The sequence below is a fragment of the Streptomyces sp. NPDC016851 genome (assembly GCF_055562795.1).
The window spans coordinates 275,822-292,290 of sequence record NZ_JBVHEP010000010.1; the positions used below are offsets into that span (position 1 = coordinate 275,822).

Sequence of the window (16,469 nt, forward strand, 5' to 3'; positions counted from 1 at the left end):
ACCTGCTGACCGGGCCAGCCGAGACCGAGGAGTTCCGTATGACCGATCCGCTGCGCGTCACCGTGGTGGCACCCGCCGGTGTCGTCGGTGAGGCCGAGGTCTGGCTGCTCTCTCTGCTGGATGCAACCGATCGGTTGACGGTCGAAGCCGTGATGCTTGCGGACGGGCCGCTGCGCGACGAATTCACACGTCGAGGGGTGACCTGCGTCGTGCGTCCCGCGGGCAATTCCGTCGCCGCCCTCGGTGAATCGACGGCATGGCTCGTGCGCCACCTGCACGCCGACCCTCCTGACGTGGTCCTCGCCAACGGAGTCGGAGCGGCATTGGCATCAGCTCCGGCCGCGTGGCTCGCCGGCGTCCGATGCGTGTGGGCCAAACACGACCGTTCGTTCGACGGACCTGTCATGACGTTGTTGGCAGCCATGACCGACGGCTGTGTGGCGACCAAGAGCGCCTTGCTCGAAGCAGCGAGGCACTCCAACTCCGCACTTGTGCCTTCGCCCGTACCAGACCGTGCCGCGGTGCTCCGTGAAACCGCGCGTGAGGAACTGGTCCGGCGAGGAGTGAGACTCGGCCGGGACGAACGGTTGCTGCTCACCGCTGCGCGGCGAGCCGGCGACGGCTCGGAGGACGCCATCAGGGCTCTCGCGGAGCCCGGGCTGTCGGAATGGAGACTGGCCGTGGTCGGTCTCGACGATCCGGACGAGACGAAGCGACTTGCGACGCTGGCGATCGACCTGGACGTAACGGATCGGCTGGACTTCACCGGCCCGGTGCCTGACATTTTGCGGCTCCTCCCCGCTGCTGACGCGGTAGCCGTGCTGACGAGGAAGCCGCACAACGGCGGGCCGGAGCCGGGCGTTCTGGGGGCGGTCGGCCTGGAGGCGATGGTTTACGGCGTTCCCGTGATCGCCACAGCCCCGGCCCCGGCCGTCTATCGGACACGGAGGTCGGGAGGACCGGCCGCGATTACGGTGCCGCCGGCGGAACCCGCCGAAATCGCCGAGGTGTTGCACCGGCTCCCGGGTCCGGGCAGCCGCGCGGCGAGGGGCACGGCCGGGCAGCCGCAGGCTGTCTCCCGTCCTGATCCGGAGCTGTGCGCGGAACTGCTCGCGCAGGCTCTGGCCGAGGTCGCTCGCCTGCCCGGCGCGGGGCTGACCGGGACAGCACCGATATCGGTGATGACGTGTGTCTGGAACGAGGGCGAAGCCGCTGACCGACTCCTCGAACTGCTGCTGCCGCAACTCACCGTGGACGGCGACGAGATCGTGGTGGTGGACGACGGTTCCACTGACGACACGGCTGATCGAGCCATCGCTTGGGCTTCCACGGACGACAGAGTGCGTGTCCTCAGACTTCCCCACCGAGGCCTCCCCGCCGCTCGCAATGCTGGGGTGCGCGCCGTTCGCAACCCCTTGATCGCGTGCACGGACGCGGGCTGCGTCCCTGCTCCGGATTGGCTGGCCCGGTTGCGTGCGGCGTGGGCCGAACCGCACCCGGCCGGTCTGCTGACGGGCGCGTACCGAATCAGCGGGCACGGCGTGGCCGCCGAAGCCATGGCGTTGGTGGGATACCCCGTTCCCGAGGAGGCCCGTCATCCGCGCCCCTGGACGCGCATCTACTGCCGTTTCTTCGGCCGGGCCTTCGAGGCGTCCAGGCCCAGCGGTCGTTCGATGGCCTTCACTCGCGAGGCATGGCAGGACGCCCACGGGTTTGCCGAACACCTCAGGACAGCTGAGGATGTGGCCTTCGCCATGGGTGTCATAGACGCTGGCCACCGCGCGGTCGTGGTGTCCTCCGCCGAAGTGGACTGGGAGCAGCGGCCGACTCTGCGCAGTACCGCGGTGATGTACTTCCGTTATGGCCACGGCGACGGCCAGTCCGCAGACGCCCGACTGCTGGGCCGCGACCTCACGAGAGCGGTTGCCTACCCCCTCGCCCTCGCTGCGGCTGTGCGAGGTTCCCGGGCCCGGGGCATCACAGCCGCCGCGGCCCTCGTCTACTTGTCACTGCCGGTGGCGCGGGCCGTCCGCGAGCGGCGCTGGGTGACCTTGCCCGTCATACCCGTGGTCGCGGCCGTGCGCGATCTCGCCAAAGCCGCGGGCGCCGTCCACGGATGGGCCGGCCGAACAAGGAATTCCAGGCGGTAAAGAGCGAGATCAGTAGTCGGCCGTCGTGCGGTTGGTGTGGGACGGTGCCACCTCGGCGGGGGCCTCGGCCATCCCCATCCAGGCGGCGATCCGCTGCTGGAACACATCCTGCGAGAAATGGGCCGCCTGCGCGACACAGGCTCCCGGGTCGAGTTCCGCGGCCGCGTACAAGGCTTCGCGTAGGTACACCGGACTTTCGGCGTGCAGGGGAATACCGGTCACACCGACCGAAGTGGATTCCACGGCGCCGCCCACAGCATTCACGACCACCGGAGTTCCGAGGGCCTGGGCCTCGACCGGCATGATGCCGAAGTCCTCGACCGGCGGAAAGACGTAGACCAGGGCACGCTGCATCACGGCGCGCAGCAGGGCGTCACTCGGGGCGATGACGAACCGTACGTCGGCGCCGGATTCCTTGGCACGGGCTCGCAGCGCCCGCTCCTCGGGTCCTCTGCCAGCGATGACCACCGGCAGGTCGGCGGCTCGACCGGCCTCGATGACGACGTCGAGTCTCTTGTACCGCACGAACCGCGAGGCGCCCAACACGAACGTCTCGGGCAGACCGCTCAACAGGTCTGCCTCGGTGCCGGTGACGTGTGCTGCCCAGTTCCCTCCGGCCGTCAGTTCGTCGACCTGCACCGGAGGGTGGATCACCCGGGCCTCGACGTGCCATGCGCGCTCGATCCGCTCCCGGACGAACGCGCTGTTGGCGGCCACGTGCCGATGACGGCGACCACGGGCTTGGTCCGCGGCGCGCAGCACGGGGGCCACTGCCCGCACGTGAGCGGCCTGTCCGCGTGCATCCAGTTCCGGGGCCCACAGGTAGCGAGCGGGGGTGTGCGTGTACACGAACTGCCGTTCCGCCTCCAGACCGCGCACTGTGAGGTGGTGCGCGAAGAGGTGGGAGCAGCTCAGCGTCCACTCGTAAGCGTGGTTCGGCAGAGCGCGCCAACAAGCCGGCATCACCGGAAGCGCGGCGGCCTTCCGTCCACGGAGGACAGTACGAGCCAGCGGGCTCTCACGGACCGTACGTCCCGGATAGCGGTCCGGGTGGTCGTTCCACAGGCAGTAGACGTCGGCGTCCGGGAAGAGCGCGAGCAAGGAGTCCAGGACGCGTTCTGCTCCTCCATTGCGTTCGATCCAGTCCTGGGCAATGAGTCCTGCCATTTCGTCCTCCAGGCAGCCTGTGCTCCGCCGTCTTGCATGTCAGTCCGGTCAGTAGGCACCGGTCCCGCGGATGACCGCGCCAGGCGTCTGCGCGAGGATGCGCAGGTCCAGGGCGGTCGACCAGTTCTCCACATAGCTCAGGTCGAGGTGCGCCAGCTCCTCCATCGGAAGCTCGGAGCGTCCGCTCACCTGCCACAGCCCGCTCAGCCCGGGCTTCACCCTCAATCGGCGCTGTCTGACGTCCTCGGGCAGAGTGGCGGACTCGTGCGGCAGCAGCGGGCGCGGGCCGACGAGCGACATCTGGCCTGCCAGTACGTTCGCCAACTGGGGAAGTTCGTCCAGCGACGAGTGACGCAGAAAGCGTCCCACTCGAGTTATTCGGGGGTCGTCGGCGATCTTGAAGAGTGCGTCATCCCCGTACTGGTTGAGGGCGGCCAGCTCGGCCTTCCGCTGCTCGGCGTCCTGGTGCATCGTGCGGAATTTCAGCAGGGTGAACTCGTGCCCTCGAAGCCCGACCCGGCGATGCCTGAACAGTGCCGGCCCCGCGCTGTCGAGCCGTACGAGCACGGCGACGGCCAGCATGAGCGGGGACAGGAGAACAAGCCCCGCTGCTGCGAGCAGCCGGTCCGTCAGCTCCTTGGGGATGCGTGCGAGCCGGGAGAGCCTGGGCCCGTGGAGCTCCATCAGGGGCAGCCCGGCGACCGGCGTCACGGCCAGGCGGGCGGCCGCCACGTCGGCCAGCACCGGCGCGAGCATCAGCTCGACGCCCTCTGCCTGGAGTTCCCACGACAACTTCCTCAGTTCGCCGGTCTCCAGATCGGGACCCGGCAAGGCGATGACCGCGTCGCAGCCGCTCCGCCGCACCGCTTCGAGCGTGTCGTCCACGCCGCCGAACATGGGCATCCAGTCAGGGACGACACCCTCGGTGCGACCGGGATCGGTGAGGCACACGCCTGTGATCTCGAGTCCGCAGGTTCCCCTCCGCCGCAGCATGGAGATCAGGTTCGCGGCGGAACGCGCCGGCCCGACCACCACCACCCGTTCCAGACTCCGTCCGAGGCGCCATCCCACGCGGGTCCGCACATGCCGGGCCTTGCGCAGCAGGAGGGTCGCCGTCGCGGCGATGGGCAGGGCGAAGAGTGTGTCGTGCAGGAGGCCGGATCCTGGTGCGAACCACCAGGCCGCGCTCGCCCCTACGACAACCAACCCCGCAGCGCGCAGCACGCGGCGGAACTCGTCCGTCCCGAATCGCAGGCAGTGCTGTTCATACGCCCGCTGGACCGCGAGGGAGAGGACCCACGCGGCGGGCAGCACGGCAAGCATGAACCACTGGCCGAAGAGCAGCAGGACTGTGGCGGCTGCCGTGAGCGCGGCGATTGCGTCCGTCGCCAGGAACAGGCGTACGGGCACATGGCATCCGCATGTCTTGTGCGGGACGTCGGGGGTGCCTCGCTGCGGTCGCTGAGATGTGTCCCCTTGGAGTGTCGTCAGACTCGTCACCGGGAAGACCTCTTTCGCGAATCGTGCCAAATGTACGTTTACGTCGTAAATATACGTTCCTCCCGCTGTGCGACCAGGTCAAGAGCAGGTCGCCGCGGTATCCTGAAATCACGGCAAAGTGCACGACGGCGTAGCCCCCGATCATGAACGCACGCATCGAGGATTACGCCCTCATCAGCGATCTGGAGACGGCCGCCATGGTCGGCCGGGACGGGTCGGTCGACTGGTTGTGTCTGCCCCGCTTCGACTCCCCGGCCTGTCTGGCGGCCCTGCTCGGCACCGAGGACAACGGACGCTGGCGGGTCGCCCCGGTCGGTGCAGGGCTCTGTGCCCGCCGGGCCTACCGGAACGACACGCTCGTTCTGGACTCCGTGTGGGAGACCGCCACGGGCGCGGTGCGTGTCACGGACTTCATGCCCCCGCGTGCCGGCGTGCCGTGCATCGTCCGCCTCGTCGAGGGCCTGTCCGGCACGGTCGACGTGCGCAGCGAACTGCGGCTCCGGTTCCACCAGGGGCGCGTCGTCCCGTGGGTTCGGGAGGTCGGCGACTGCACTGTCGCGGTCGCCGGGCCTGATGCCGTTTGGCTCGGCGGTGACGGCCAGGTGCGGGACAGAGGCGATGAGGAAGCCACCGTCTGGGAGTTCACCGTCACGGCGGGGCGCCGGCTGGCCCTCACCCTGGGGTGGACTCCCTCGCGCCGGTCCGCGCCTCCGTCGCCGATGTCCGTGCCGGCGGAGACCGCCGTGAAGGAGACCGTCGACTTCTGGCGACGCTGGGCGGCGCAATGCCGCTACCAGGGCCCGTGGCGGGATGCCGTCGTACGGTCCCTCATCACCCTCAAAGCGCTCACCTACGCCCCTACGGGCGGCATCGTCGCCGCCCCCACCACCTCGCTGCCCGGATGCATCGGGGGCGAGCGCAACTGGGACTACCGGTTCTGCTGGCTGCGCGACTCCACCAGCGCCCTGTCCTGTCTGCTGCGCAGCGGATACCGGGACGAGGCCACGGCATGGCTGGGCTGGCTGGTGCGGGCCCTCGCGGGCGATCCCGCCGATCTGCAGACCGTTTACGGGGTCAAGGGGCAGCGGCTGCTGCCGGAGACCGAGGCGCCCTGGCTGTCCGGTTACGAGGGCTCCCGGCCCGTGCGGTTCGGGACCTCGGCCGTGGCCGGCTTCCAGCTGGACGTGTACGGCGAGGTCATGGACACGCTGTGGCTGTCGCTGCGCGCCGGGATCCCGATGCCCGCTCATGTGTGGGACGTGGTCGAGTCGCTCATGGGCTTCCTGCTCCGGCACTGGCGCGAACCCGACCAGGGGCTGTGGCAGGTGGGGGGCCCGCGGCGACAGTTCACGCACTCCAAGGTGATGACATGGGTGGCCGCCGACCGCGCCGTGCGCATGGGTGAACTGCTCGGACGCAACGCCTCCTCGGGGGAGTGGCAGGCCATGCGGGACGAGGTGCACCGGCAGGTCTGCCGGGAGGGCTGGGACCCCGCCCAGGCGTCCTTCGTGCAGTCGTACGGCGAGCCCGGCCTGGACGCTTCGGCCCTGCTCATTCCCCGGGTCGGGTTCCTGCCCGCCGGCGACGAACGGGTGCGCGGCACCGTGCGCGCCATGGGCCGGCTCGGGCACGGAGGGTTCGTGCGCCGGTACGCGCAGGGCGGTGCCGGGCCCGGGCAGGCGGACGGCATCGACGGCGCCGAGGGCACGTTCGTCTCGTGCTCGCTCTGGTACGCCGACGCCCTCGCCGCGACGGGGCACCGGCAGCAGGCCCGCGAGGCCTTCGAGCGGGTCCTCGCCATCCGCAACGACGTCGGTCTGCTGGCCGAGCAGTGGGACCCGGACACGGGCCGCCAACTGGGCAACGCGCCCAAGGCGTTCAGTCATATCGCGCTGGTGGAGACGGCGTTCGGCCTGTCACCGCCGCCCACACCGGCACCGTCATGGACTTCGTCCCGTGGACGCCGTGGCGCGGTGCCGACGGGCCCGGGGTGACCCGACCTCGTCGCGGGAGCTGCCTCGGCCCAATCTCGTATTCCCCCGCGCCATCTCGTATCCCCCGCGCCGTCGTTCAGTCCTGCACCGGCGCCCTCTCGGCGTTCCGCTGCCGCAGCACGGCCTCGCCCTGTTCGATTGTCAGCGGACGGGCGAACAGGAAGCCCTGCCCGAACCGGCAGCCGATGTCCGCCAGCAGGTCCCGCTGCGGCTGCTCCTCGATGCCCTCGGCGATCACCTGGAGGCCGAGCGTGTCGGCGAGATGGACGATGCCCTCGACCAGGGCGACCTGCTGAGGGTCCTCGGGGATGCCGTCGATGAACGACTTGTCGATCTTGAGTACGTCGACGGGGAAGTCACGGAGATAGCGCAGCGAGGAGAACCCGGTGCCGAAGTCGTCGACGGCGATGCGCACCCCGCGGTCCTTCAGCGCCTGGATCTGCGCGTCGATCTGGTCGGTCCGCCGCATGAGCACCGACTCGGTGAGTTCCAGCTGGAGCGTGCCGGGGGCGAGGCCGGTGGTGTCCAGGGCCGTGCCCACCTCGTCCAGGAAGCTGGTGTCCCGCCACTGGGCGGCGGACACGTTGACGCTGAGATACGGCGGGTCGAGCCGCCGGGCGCGGTGCTGGAGCCGGGCGATGTCGGCCGTGGCCCGGCGCAGCACCCAGGCGCCCAGCGTCGAGATGTGCCCGGTCTCCTCGGCGAGGGGGATGAACTGCCCGGGCGGGACCGGATCGGGCCCGAGCTCCGGCCAGCGGGCCAGTGCCTCGAAGCCGACGACCTCGCCCCCGGCGATCTCCACCACGGGCTGGTAGCGCAGGCCGAACTCCTCTTCGCTGACGGCCTTGTCGAGCCGCGCCTGGAGGTCGTGCCGCTCCACCACGCGCAGCCGCTGCTGGGGCTGGAAGCGGCGCCAGGTGCGCTTGCCGGACGCCTTGGCCGCGTAGAGGGCCAGATCGGCGAGTGTCAGCAGTTCCCCGGCGTCCGTGCTGTCCCTGGCCGTGGCCACGCCCACACTGGCCGAGACGCTCACCGACTCCTCCACCAGATGGAACGGCCTGCTGAGCGTGCGGACCACGTGGGCGGCCAGCAGCTCGGCGTCGAGGGGCTCCTGGGCGTCCTCCATCAGCACGGCGAACTCGTCACCGCCGAGCCGGGCGGCGGTGTCGGTACGGCGCAGGGTCCCCGACAGGCGTTCGGCCACGGCACACAGCAGCCGGTCGCCGGCCGAGTGGCCGAGCGTGTCGTTGACGATCTTGAAGTCGTCCAGGTCGACGAAGAGCAGACCCGTGGTCGTCGCCTCCCGGTGGCCCCGGCGCAGCGCGCGTTCGGTCCGCTCCAGCAGCAGGGTGCGGTTGGGCAGCCCGGTCAGGGAGTCGTGGAAGGCCTGCTGGGTGAGTTCGTGCTCCAACTGCCGCTGCTCGCTGACGTCCCGCAGGGTGACGACCAGACCGCCGACGGTGGGGTCACGCCGCAGGTCGCGGCAGCGTACCTCCACCTCGATGAGATCCGTGTCCCGGACCACCCGCCACTGGCCGTACGCCTCCTGGCGCCCGCTGCCGCGCGGGTCCGTCAGGGTGCGGACCGCCCGCTCCCGCTCCCGGGGGTCGAGCAGGTCCGGCAGCCGCGTCCCGGTGAGGTCGGCGCTGCCGAACACGGTCCGCGCGGACGGGCTGGCGTAGCGGACGGTGGTGTCGTCGTTGACGATGAGGATGACGTCCGAGGCGTTGTGCACGAGGGTGCGGAAGTAGGCCTCGCTCTCCTTGCGGACGACCTCCCGGCGCAGCGCGATGCGTTCCGTCGCCAGGCCCGCGTGCGAGGCCAGCAGCTCCAGTGAGCCGCGTATCTCGGCGAGTTGCTGCTCGGGGCCGGCCGCCAGCAGCGCTCCGGGGAGCTCGCCGCCGTCCGGCCGCTGGGGCTGGCTCATGGGACAGACCAGGGCGGTGGGCAGGTCGCCGAGCCGGGCGGCGAGGGCCGGTCCCAGGGCAGGCACCGGAACCATGAGGGTGCGGCTGCGGGCGAGCGCGTCCGGCCCGTCCCGCGCGGCCTCGCCGCCGCCGGTGCCGGAGGGGCGGGGCGAGCGGGCCAGACGCTCGTACAGGTGCCGCGTCTCCCCGGCCGAAAGGAGCAGCGTCACATGGCGGCGCTGCGGCCCGAACAGGGCGGTGACCGCCGCCTCACAGGCGCGTGCGATCTCCTCCGGCCAGAACGCCCCGACCAGTGACGCGGCGGCGGTGCGCAGGGCCAGTCCCCGGGTCATGGCCCTGTGGTGCGCGACGACCATCAGGGTGAGCCGGAAGATCACCAGCAGGAACAGCACACCGGAGAACGCGGCCAGGACCGTCGCGTCGTCGACCAGGCCCTGGCTCTCCTCGTGGACGAGGATCGCGGGCGGGATCAGCGTCGCGATGCCGAGCAGGAACAGCCGGCGCCGGGGCGGCAGCAGGGACTGCGGCGCGGAGTCCGCGGCGGCCGGTCGCGCCATGGAGGGGTGCAGCGCGGCCAGTCCCCAGGCCGTGTAGAACACGATCCAGCCCGAGTCCAGCAGCGTGCCCGCCTGCCAGGTGCCGTTGAGCTGGAGGATGCCGTAGGCGATGTCGAAGCAGAGCAGGGTGAGGGTGCCCAGGACGAGCAGCTGGACGGCGCGGCTGGGGCCTAGGGGGTGTCCGTAAAGTCCCGTCGTCCGCCCGGAGGGCGGGACCTTGCGGACACCCCCTACCCCCGGGCCGCGGATCAGGAGCCGGACCAGCAGGGCCAGCACCAGGACGTCCCCGAGTGGGTAGGCGATGCTGATCGCGCGCTGTGGCCAGCTCAGCCCCTCCAGCCGGGCCAGCGGCTGCACCAGGTACACCCACACCGGCAGGGCGAGCCCGGCCGTGATGACCAGGGCGTCCAGCAGGCCCGGCAGGTCACGGCCCGCCCAGCGGTAGCCCGCCAGCCCCGACAGCCCCAAGGCGAACAGGGGATACACGAGGAGGTAGCAGGCGTCCGCCGGTGACGGGAACGGATTCGACGCGGAGAAGTACGCCTCCTGCGCGTTGTAATAGGTGTCGCCCGCGGCGAAGGCCAGCAGCCCGGCGGCCAGCACCAGCCACGGCCAGCGGTGTGCGGGCCGGTGGACCCGCACGCCCACGAGCACGGCCGTCGCCCCCGCCAGTCCGATGAGGGCCCACAGCGGCGTACGCAGGGGCGGAACACTCATGTAGAGAACGGTGAGGACCCCGACCAGCGTGAGGTGAACGGCCATCAGCCGACGGGCGGGTGGCCCGGTACGGCTCACCGTACGGGTCGCGCGGAAAGCCGGGGGCCGCATGACGGCCTAGTCCTTCGTCTCCGGGTGCGCGGACTCCACGTAACCGTCCGGGTTGAGCCGCTGGAAGCGCCAGGCGTCCCGGCACACGTCGGCCAGGTCCCTGGTGGGGTGCCAGCCCCACGCGCGTGTCACGGCCGTCGCGTCGGCGACCAGCTCGGCGACGTCCCCGGGGCGGCGGGGCGCGACGTCGTAGGGCAGGGGTCTGCCGCAGGCTCTGGAGAACGCGTCGATCACGTCGAGGACCGAACTGCCCGAGCCCCCTCCCAGGTTGTACACGTGCATGCCCGGGGCGCCGCCCAGGTGGTCCAGCGCCACACGGTGTGCCTCGACGGCGTCCATGACGTGCAGATAGTCCCGGATCCCGGTGCCGTCGCGGGTCGGATAGTCGGCGCCGAACACGGGGAGCCGCTCGCGCCGGCCGACGGCCACCTGCGCGAGGTACGGCAGCAGGTTCTCGGGTGTGCGCAGCGGGTCCTCGCCGAGCAGACCGCTCGGGTGGGCCCCGGCCGGCACGGGGTAGCGCAGGCACACCACCGTGTAGCCGGGGTCGCGGCGGCAGATGTCGGCGAGGATCTGTTCGCAGATCCACTTCGAGGCCGCGTACGGCGTGCCGGGCCGGACGGGCGTGTTCTCGTCGAGCGGACCGCGCCCGGCGTCGCCGTAGACCCAGCAGGAGGACGGATAGACCAGCCGGCGCACGCCGTGCTCGTGCATGGTCCGCAGCAGGGCGGTGGTGCCGCCGACGTTGGTGTCGTAGTACGGGACGGGCATCCGCGTCGACAGGCCCCCCGCCTTGTGCGCGGCAAAGTGCACGACGGCGTCCACGGAGTGTCGGTCGAAGACGGCCGAGAGGGCGTGCCGATCACGGATGTCCAGTTCGTAGACGGCGCCGACGAAGCGGCCGGCGATCCGTTCCACCCGGGCGAAGACCTGCGGAGTGCTGTTGGAGTAGTTGTCGACCACGATCACCTCGTAGCCGTGGTCGAGCAGTTCCACGCAGGTGTGGCTGCCGATGAAACCGGCCCCGCCCGTGACGAGGACCGTCGAGGGTGCCCAGGAAGATCGGGGCCCTCGAGCGGTCGGCGACTGGTTCCTGCGGGCCATGCCAGACTCCCGCGTCGGGTGCGGTCGGTGCGGCACCGTATGTTTACGGCGTATATGTACGACTTTGCACCCGGTCTCGGCGTCCGGTCAAGGTCTCACCAGCAACTGGAAGTCGAACGTGTACCGCGACGCCCGGTAGAGGTGCGTCCCGTACTCGACCGCGCGGCCGGTGTCGTCGTAGGCCGTGCGCTGCATGGTGAGCAGCGCCGCGCCCTCCTCCTCGTCCAGGCGTGCGGCCTCCTGCGCGGTGGCCGCGCGGGCGCTGACGCGCTGCCGGGCGCTGTGCAGGGTGATGCCCGCCGAGCGCATCACCCGGTACAGGCCCGTCGACTCCAGGCGTGTGTCGTCGAGGGGCACGACAGACGTCGGCAGGTAGTTGCACAGCAGGGCCACCGGCTGGCCGTGCGTGCAGCGCAGCCGGTCCAGGACGGTGACCTCGCTGCCCTCCGCGACGCCGAGGGCGGCGGCCACGTCGCAGGAGGCCGGGACGACCTCGAGGCGCACGACCTGCGTGGTGGGCCCCTGCCCGGCCTCCTCCAGGTCGTCGTAGAGGCTGCTCAGCTCCAGCGGGCGCTTGACCTGGCTGTGCACCACCTGCGTGCCCACCCCGCGCCGCCGGACCAGCAGCCCCTTGTCGACGAGGGACTGGATGGCCTGGCGGACCGTGGGACGGGACAGGCCGAGGCGCACCGAGAGGTCGACCTCGTTGCCCAGGAGGTCCCCCGGGGCGAGAACCCCGTGCTCGATCGCCGCCTCCAGCTGCTGCGCGAGCTGGTAGTACAGCGGCACGGGGCTGCCCCGGTCCAGGGCGAAGTCCAGCGAGCTGAGCGCGGGAGCGGCCGCGGTGCGGGCCCGGCCACCGGTCCTCGCCATGGATGATCCCCCCTTCGGCGTCAGGAGTTGCTCGGGAAACCGAGGTTGATGCCGCCGGCGTCGGCCGGGTCCGGCCAGCGCGTGGTGATCACCTTGCCCTGGGTGTAGAAGGCGATGCCGTCGTTGCCGTAGATGTGCAGGTCGCCGAAGAGCGAGTCCTTCCAGCCGCCGAAGGAGTGGTAGCCGACCGGGACCGGGATCGGCACGTTGACGCCGACCATGCCCGCCTTGACCTCCATCTGGAAGCGGCGGGCCGCGCCGCCGTCCCGGGTGAAGATCGCGGTGCCGTTGCCCCAGCGGGAGTCGTTGATCAGCTTGATGGCCTCTTCGTACGTCTCCGCGCGGACCACGCACAGCACCGGGCCGAAGATCTCGTCGCGGTACGCGTCCGCCGTCAGCGGCACCCGGTCCAGGAGGGAGACCCCGAGGAAGAAGCCGTCCTCGTGGCCGTCGACCGAGAAGCCCGTGCCGTCGACGACGACCTCGGCGCCCTGCTCGGCTGCCGACGCCACGTACGACGCCACCTTGTCGCGGTGCTCGCGGGTGATCAGCGGGCCCATCTCGGACGCCGGGTCGTTGCCCGGGCCGATCTTCAGGTTCTTCGCGCGCTCCGCGATCTTGCCGACCAGCTCGTCGCCGGTGTCGCCGACCGCGACCACGACCGACACGGCCATGCAGCGCTCGCCCGCCGAGCCGTACGCCGCGTTGATCGCCTGGTCGGCGGCGTGGTCCAGGTCGGCGTCGGGCAGGACCAGCATGTGGTTCTTGGCGCCGCCCAGGGCCTGCACCCGCTTGCCGTGCTCGACGGCCTTGAGCTGGATGTACTTGGCGATCGGGGTCGAGCCGACGAAGGAGACCGCCTCGATGTCCGGGTGCTCCAGGATGCGGTCCACGGCCGTCTTGTCGCCCTGCACGACGTTCAGGACGCCGTCCGGCAGGCCCGCTTCGGAGGCCAGCTCGGCCAGGCGGAAGGAGGCCGACGGGTCCTTCTCCGACGGCTTCAGCACGAACGTGTTGCCGCACGCGATGGCCAGCGGGAACATCCACATCGGCACCATCGCCGGGAAGTTGAACGGCGTGATGCCCGCGACCACGCCCAGCGGCTGGCGGATCGAGGCCACGTCGACCCGGGTGGAGACCTGCGTGGACAGTTCACCCTTGAGCTGGACGCTGATCCCGCACGCGAGTTCGACGATCTCCATGCCGCGCGCGACCTCGCCGAGCGCGTCGGAGTGCACCTTGCCGTGCTCGGCGGTGATCAGCTCGGCGATCTCGTCGCGGTGGGCGTCCAGCAGCTCGCGGTACTTGAACAGCACCGCCGTGCGCTTGGCGAGCGAGGACTCCCCCCAGGACTCGAAGGCGGCCTTGGCGGAGGCGACGGCGGCGTCCACCTCGTCGACGGCCGCGAAGGCGACCTGCTTCTCCTGGGCGCCGGTGGCCGGGTTGTAGACGGGGCCGAAGCGGCCGGAGGTGCCCTCGACGGGCTTGCCGTCGATCCAGTGGGTGATGGTCTTCATGGGGAGCAAGGGCCTTTCGTGAGCCTGGGGTTCAAGCCTGGAGTGCAGCGGGTTTTCAAGCGGTGTTCAGAGGTGGCGGCGCCGTCCGGCGACCTGCCGGTCGTAGCGCTCGCGGGCCTCGACGGCGGCCTCGCGGGAGGCGGTCTCGGCCACCGGCACGTCCCACCAGGCCTCGGCCGGGGGAGCGGTCGGGGCCGGGTCCGTCTCGACGTACACGCAGGTCGGCCGGTCGGAGGAACGGGCCGTGGCCAGCGCCTCGCGCAGCTCGCGCACGGTCTTGGCGCGCAGTACGTCCATGCCGAGGCTGGCCGCGTTGGCGGCCAGGTCGACGGGCAGCGGGGCGCCGGTGAAGGTGCCGTCGGCGGCCCGGAACCGGTAGGCGGTGCCGAAGCGCTCGCCACCGGTCTCCTCCGACAGGCCGCCGATGGAGGCGTAGCCGTGGTTCTGGAGCAGGACGATGTTGAGCGGCAGGCCCTCCTGGACGGCCGTGACGATCTCCGTCGGCATCATCAGGTAGGTGCCGTCGCCGACCAGCGCCCACACCGGCGTACCGGGAGCGGCCTGCTGGACGCCGATGCCGGCCGGGATCTCGTAGCCCATGCAGGAGTAGCCGTACTCCAGGTGGTACTGGCGCGGGCTGCGGGAGCGCCACAGCTTGTGCAGGTCGCCGGGGAGCGAGCCGGCCGCGTTGATCACCACGTCGTCGTCGCCGACAGCCGCGTCCAGCGCGCCGAGCACCTGCGTCTGGGTCGGGACCGCGCTCTCGTCGTCGGCGCGGTAGGCCGCCTCGACGACCTCGTCCCAGCGCTCCTTGCCGGTGCGGTACTCGGCCTCGTACGCCTCGCTCACCCGGTGGCCGGAGAGCTCCGCCAGCAGCCCTTCGAGGCCGGACTTCGCATCGCACACCAGCGTGCGCGCGGCCAGCTTGTGCGCGTCGAAGCCGGTGATGTTGAGGTTGAGGAACCGCACGTCCGGGTTCTGGAAGAGCGTGCCGGAGGCCGTGGTGAAGTCCGTGTAGCGGGTGCCCACGCCGATGACGAGGTCGGCGGTGCGGGCGAGGTCGTCGCTGACGGCCGTGCCGGTGTGGCCGATGCCGCCGAGGTCGGCGGGGTGGTCGTGGCGCAGTGACCCCTTGCCCGCCTGGGTGGAGGAGACGGGGATGCCGGTGGCGTCCGTGAACGCCTTCAGCGCCGCCTCGGCCTCGCTGTGGTGGACGCCGCCGCCCGCGACGATCAGGGGCCGCTCGGCCGACCGGATCGCCTCGACGGCCGCCGTCAGCTCCACCGGGTCCGGCGCGGGACGCCGTACGTACCAGACGCGCTCGGCGAAGAACTCCTCCGGCCAGTCGTACGCCTCCGCCTGCACGTCCTGCGGCAGGGCAAGGGTGACGGCGCCGGTCTCGGCCGGGTCGGCCAGCACGCGCATGGCCTGGAGCGCCGACGGGATCAGCGCCTCGGGGCGGGTGATCCGGTCGAAGTACCTGGACACCGGGCGCAGGGTGTCGTTGACGGACACGTCGGCCTCGACCGGGTGCTCCAGCTGCTGGAGCAGCGGGTCGGCGGAGTGCGTGGCGAAGTAGTCGCCGGGCAGGAGCAGCACCGGCAGCCGGTTGATCGTCGCCAGGGCCGCTCCGGTGACCAGGTTGGTGGCGCCCGGGCCGATCGAGGTCGTCACCGCCTGCGCCGACAGGCGGTTGAGCTGCCGGGCGTAGCCGACCGCCGCGTGCACCATGGACTGCTCGTTGCGGCCCTGGTGGAACGGCATGACCTCCTCGCCCGCCTCCAGGAGCGCCTGGCCGACACCCGCCACGTTGCCGTGGCCGAAGATGCCCCAGGTCCCGGCGATCAGCCGGCGGCGCACGCCGTCCCGCTCGGTGTACTGGGCGGACAGGAACCGCACCAGGGCCTGGGCGGTCGTCAGTCGGCGGGTGCGGACGCTCATGCGGAGGTCTCCGGGGCGGTGTAGAGGGGGAGTCGGGGGTCGACCGGCTGGTCCGGCCAGGTGCCGCGGACCCAGGCGTGGTCGGGGTGGTCGCAGATCAGCCAGGCGCGCTCGTCCTCCGGGCCCGCCATGACGTTGAGGTAGTACATGTGGTGGCCGGGCGTGGCCATCGACGGCCCGTGCCAGCCGTCCGGGATCAGGACGACGTCGCCGTCGCGGACCTCCGCGAGCACGTCGGTGTCGCGGCCCGGGCCGGACGGGGAGACGCGCTGGTAGCCGAGGCCGGGGATGCCGTCGTGGCCGGCGAACTCGAAGTAGTAGATCTCCTCCAGCACGGACTCCTCGCCCGGCCGGTGCTCGTCGTGCTTGTGCGGCGGGAACGACGACCAGTTGCCGCCCGGGGTGATCACCTCGACCGCGATGAGCTTGTCGCACTCGAACACGCCCGCCGCGCCGAAGTTGTTGACCTGCCGGGAGCAGTTGCCGGTGCCGCGCAGCTCCACGGGCACCTCGGAGGCGGGGCCGTAGCGGGCGGGCAGCCGGCGGGTGCAGCGCGCGCCGGTCAGGGCGAAGCGGCCGCCGGCGGCGGAGGTCACGGTCGCCCGGGCGTCGCGCGGCACGTACGCGAAGTCGCTGACGCCGCTGAAGACGTCCCGGCGGCCCTGGAGCTCGAAGGTGTCCTGGCCGAAGTCGTCCGTCGCGGCGACCGTGCAGCCGCCGCTGAGCGGGACGACGATCCACTCGCTGTCGCCGGCCTCGAAGTAGTGCGTGCCGCCCGGCGGCAGCTCCAGGATCCGCAGGCTGGAGTGTCCCCAGCCGGCCTTCTCGGGCGTGACGTCGACGGTGTAGGGGCCGCCGAGGGCCTTACCCGCGGGGAGGTGATACGTCATCGTGTGCCTTTCGGGTCACA

General features: G+C 71.3%; 10 protein-coding genes. 2 read left to right on the forward strand and 8 right to left on the reverse strand.

The window, feature by feature from the left end:
* Window positions 1-38 precede the first annotated feature (38 nt).
* Window positions 39-2,150: a glycosyltransferase gene (locus ACZ3I3_RS18745; protein ID WP_467366376.1), complete on the forward strand. Its 2,112-nt coding sequence runs from the start codon at window positions 39-41 to the stop codon at window positions 2,148-2,150.
* Window positions 2,151-2,159: 9 nt separating this feature from the next.
* Here the strand turns inward: ACZ3I3_RS18745 and ACZ3I3_RS18750 are convergent, their stop codons facing one another.
* Window positions 2,160-3,317: a glycosyltransferase gene (locus ACZ3I3_RS18750; protein ID WP_467366378.1), complete on the reverse strand. Its 1,158-nt coding sequence runs from the start codon at window positions 3,315-3,317 to the stop codon at window positions 2,160-2,162.
* Window positions 3,318-3,365: 48 nt separating this feature from the next.
* Entirely contained in the window at window positions 3,366-4,727 is a 1,362-nt protein-coding gene (locus tag ACZ3I3_RS18755; RefSeq protein WP_467366380.1) for a sugar transferase, read from the reverse strand.
* Window positions 4,728-4,960: 233 nt separating this feature from the next.
* Between ACZ3I3_RS18755 and ACZ3I3_RS18760 the strand changes: the two genes are divergently transcribed.
* A complete protein-coding gene (locus ACZ3I3_RS18760) occupies window positions 4,961-6,811 on the forward strand; it encodes a glycoside hydrolase family 15 protein (protein ID WP_467366381.1) in 1,851 nt (616 codons plus the stop codon).
* Window positions 6,812-6,887: 76 nt separating this feature from the next.
* Here ACZ3I3_RS18760 and ACZ3I3_RS18765 read toward each other — a convergent pair whose 3' ends face one another.
* The 6 genes from ACZ3I3_RS18765 to iolB all read right to left on the reverse strand — a co-directional run bounded on the left by ACZ3I3_RS18765 (window position 6,888) and on the right by iolB (window position 16,449).
* A complete protein-coding gene (locus ACZ3I3_RS18765; protein ID WP_467366383.1) occupies window positions 6,888-10,058 on the reverse strand; it encodes a putative bifunctional diguanylate cyclase/phosphodiesterase in 3,171 nt (1,056 codons plus the stop codon).
* 72 nt (window positions 10,059-10,130) lie between these two features.
* Window positions 10,131-11,228: a UDP-glucose 4-epimerase GalE gene (gene galE / locus ACZ3I3_RS18770; protein WP_467366385.1), complete on the reverse strand. Its 1,098-nt coding sequence runs from the start codon at window positions 11,226-11,228 to the stop codon at window positions 10,131-10,133.
* 87 nt (window positions 11,229-11,315) lie between these two features.
* Window positions 11,316-12,101 carry a GntR family transcriptional regulator gene (locus tag ACZ3I3_RS18775; protein WP_467366387.1) on the reverse strand — a complete coding sequence of 262 codons (786 nt, stop codon included), beginning with the start codon at window positions 12,099-12,101 and terminating at the stop codon, window positions 11,316-11,318.
* Window positions 12,102-12,121: 20 nt separating this feature from the next.
* The gene (locus ACZ3I3_RS18780; protein WP_467366389.1) at window positions 12,122-13,618 is read right to left on the reverse strand and encodes a CoA-acylating methylmalonate-semialdehyde dehydrogenase; all 1,497 of its coding nucleotides are present in this window, start codon (window positions 13,616-13,618) and stop codon (window positions 12,122-12,124) included.
* A gap of 66 nt (window positions 13,619-13,684) precedes the next feature.
* On the reverse strand, window positions 13,685-15,559 hold the full coding sequence (gene iolD / locus ACZ3I3_RS18785) for a 3D-(3,5/4)-trihydroxycyclohexane-1,2-dione acylhydrolase (decyclizing) (protein WP_467366391.1): 1,875 nt from the start codon (window positions 15,557-15,559) through the stop codon (window positions 13,685-13,687).
* Entirely contained in the window at window positions 15,556-16,449 is an 894-nt protein-coding gene (iolB, locus tag ACZ3I3_RS18790; protein WP_467366392.1) for a 5-deoxy-glucuronate isomerase, read from the reverse strand. Before iolB ends, iolD begins: the two co-directional genes overlap by 4 nt.
* Window positions 16,450-16,469: the final 20 nt, after the last annotated feature.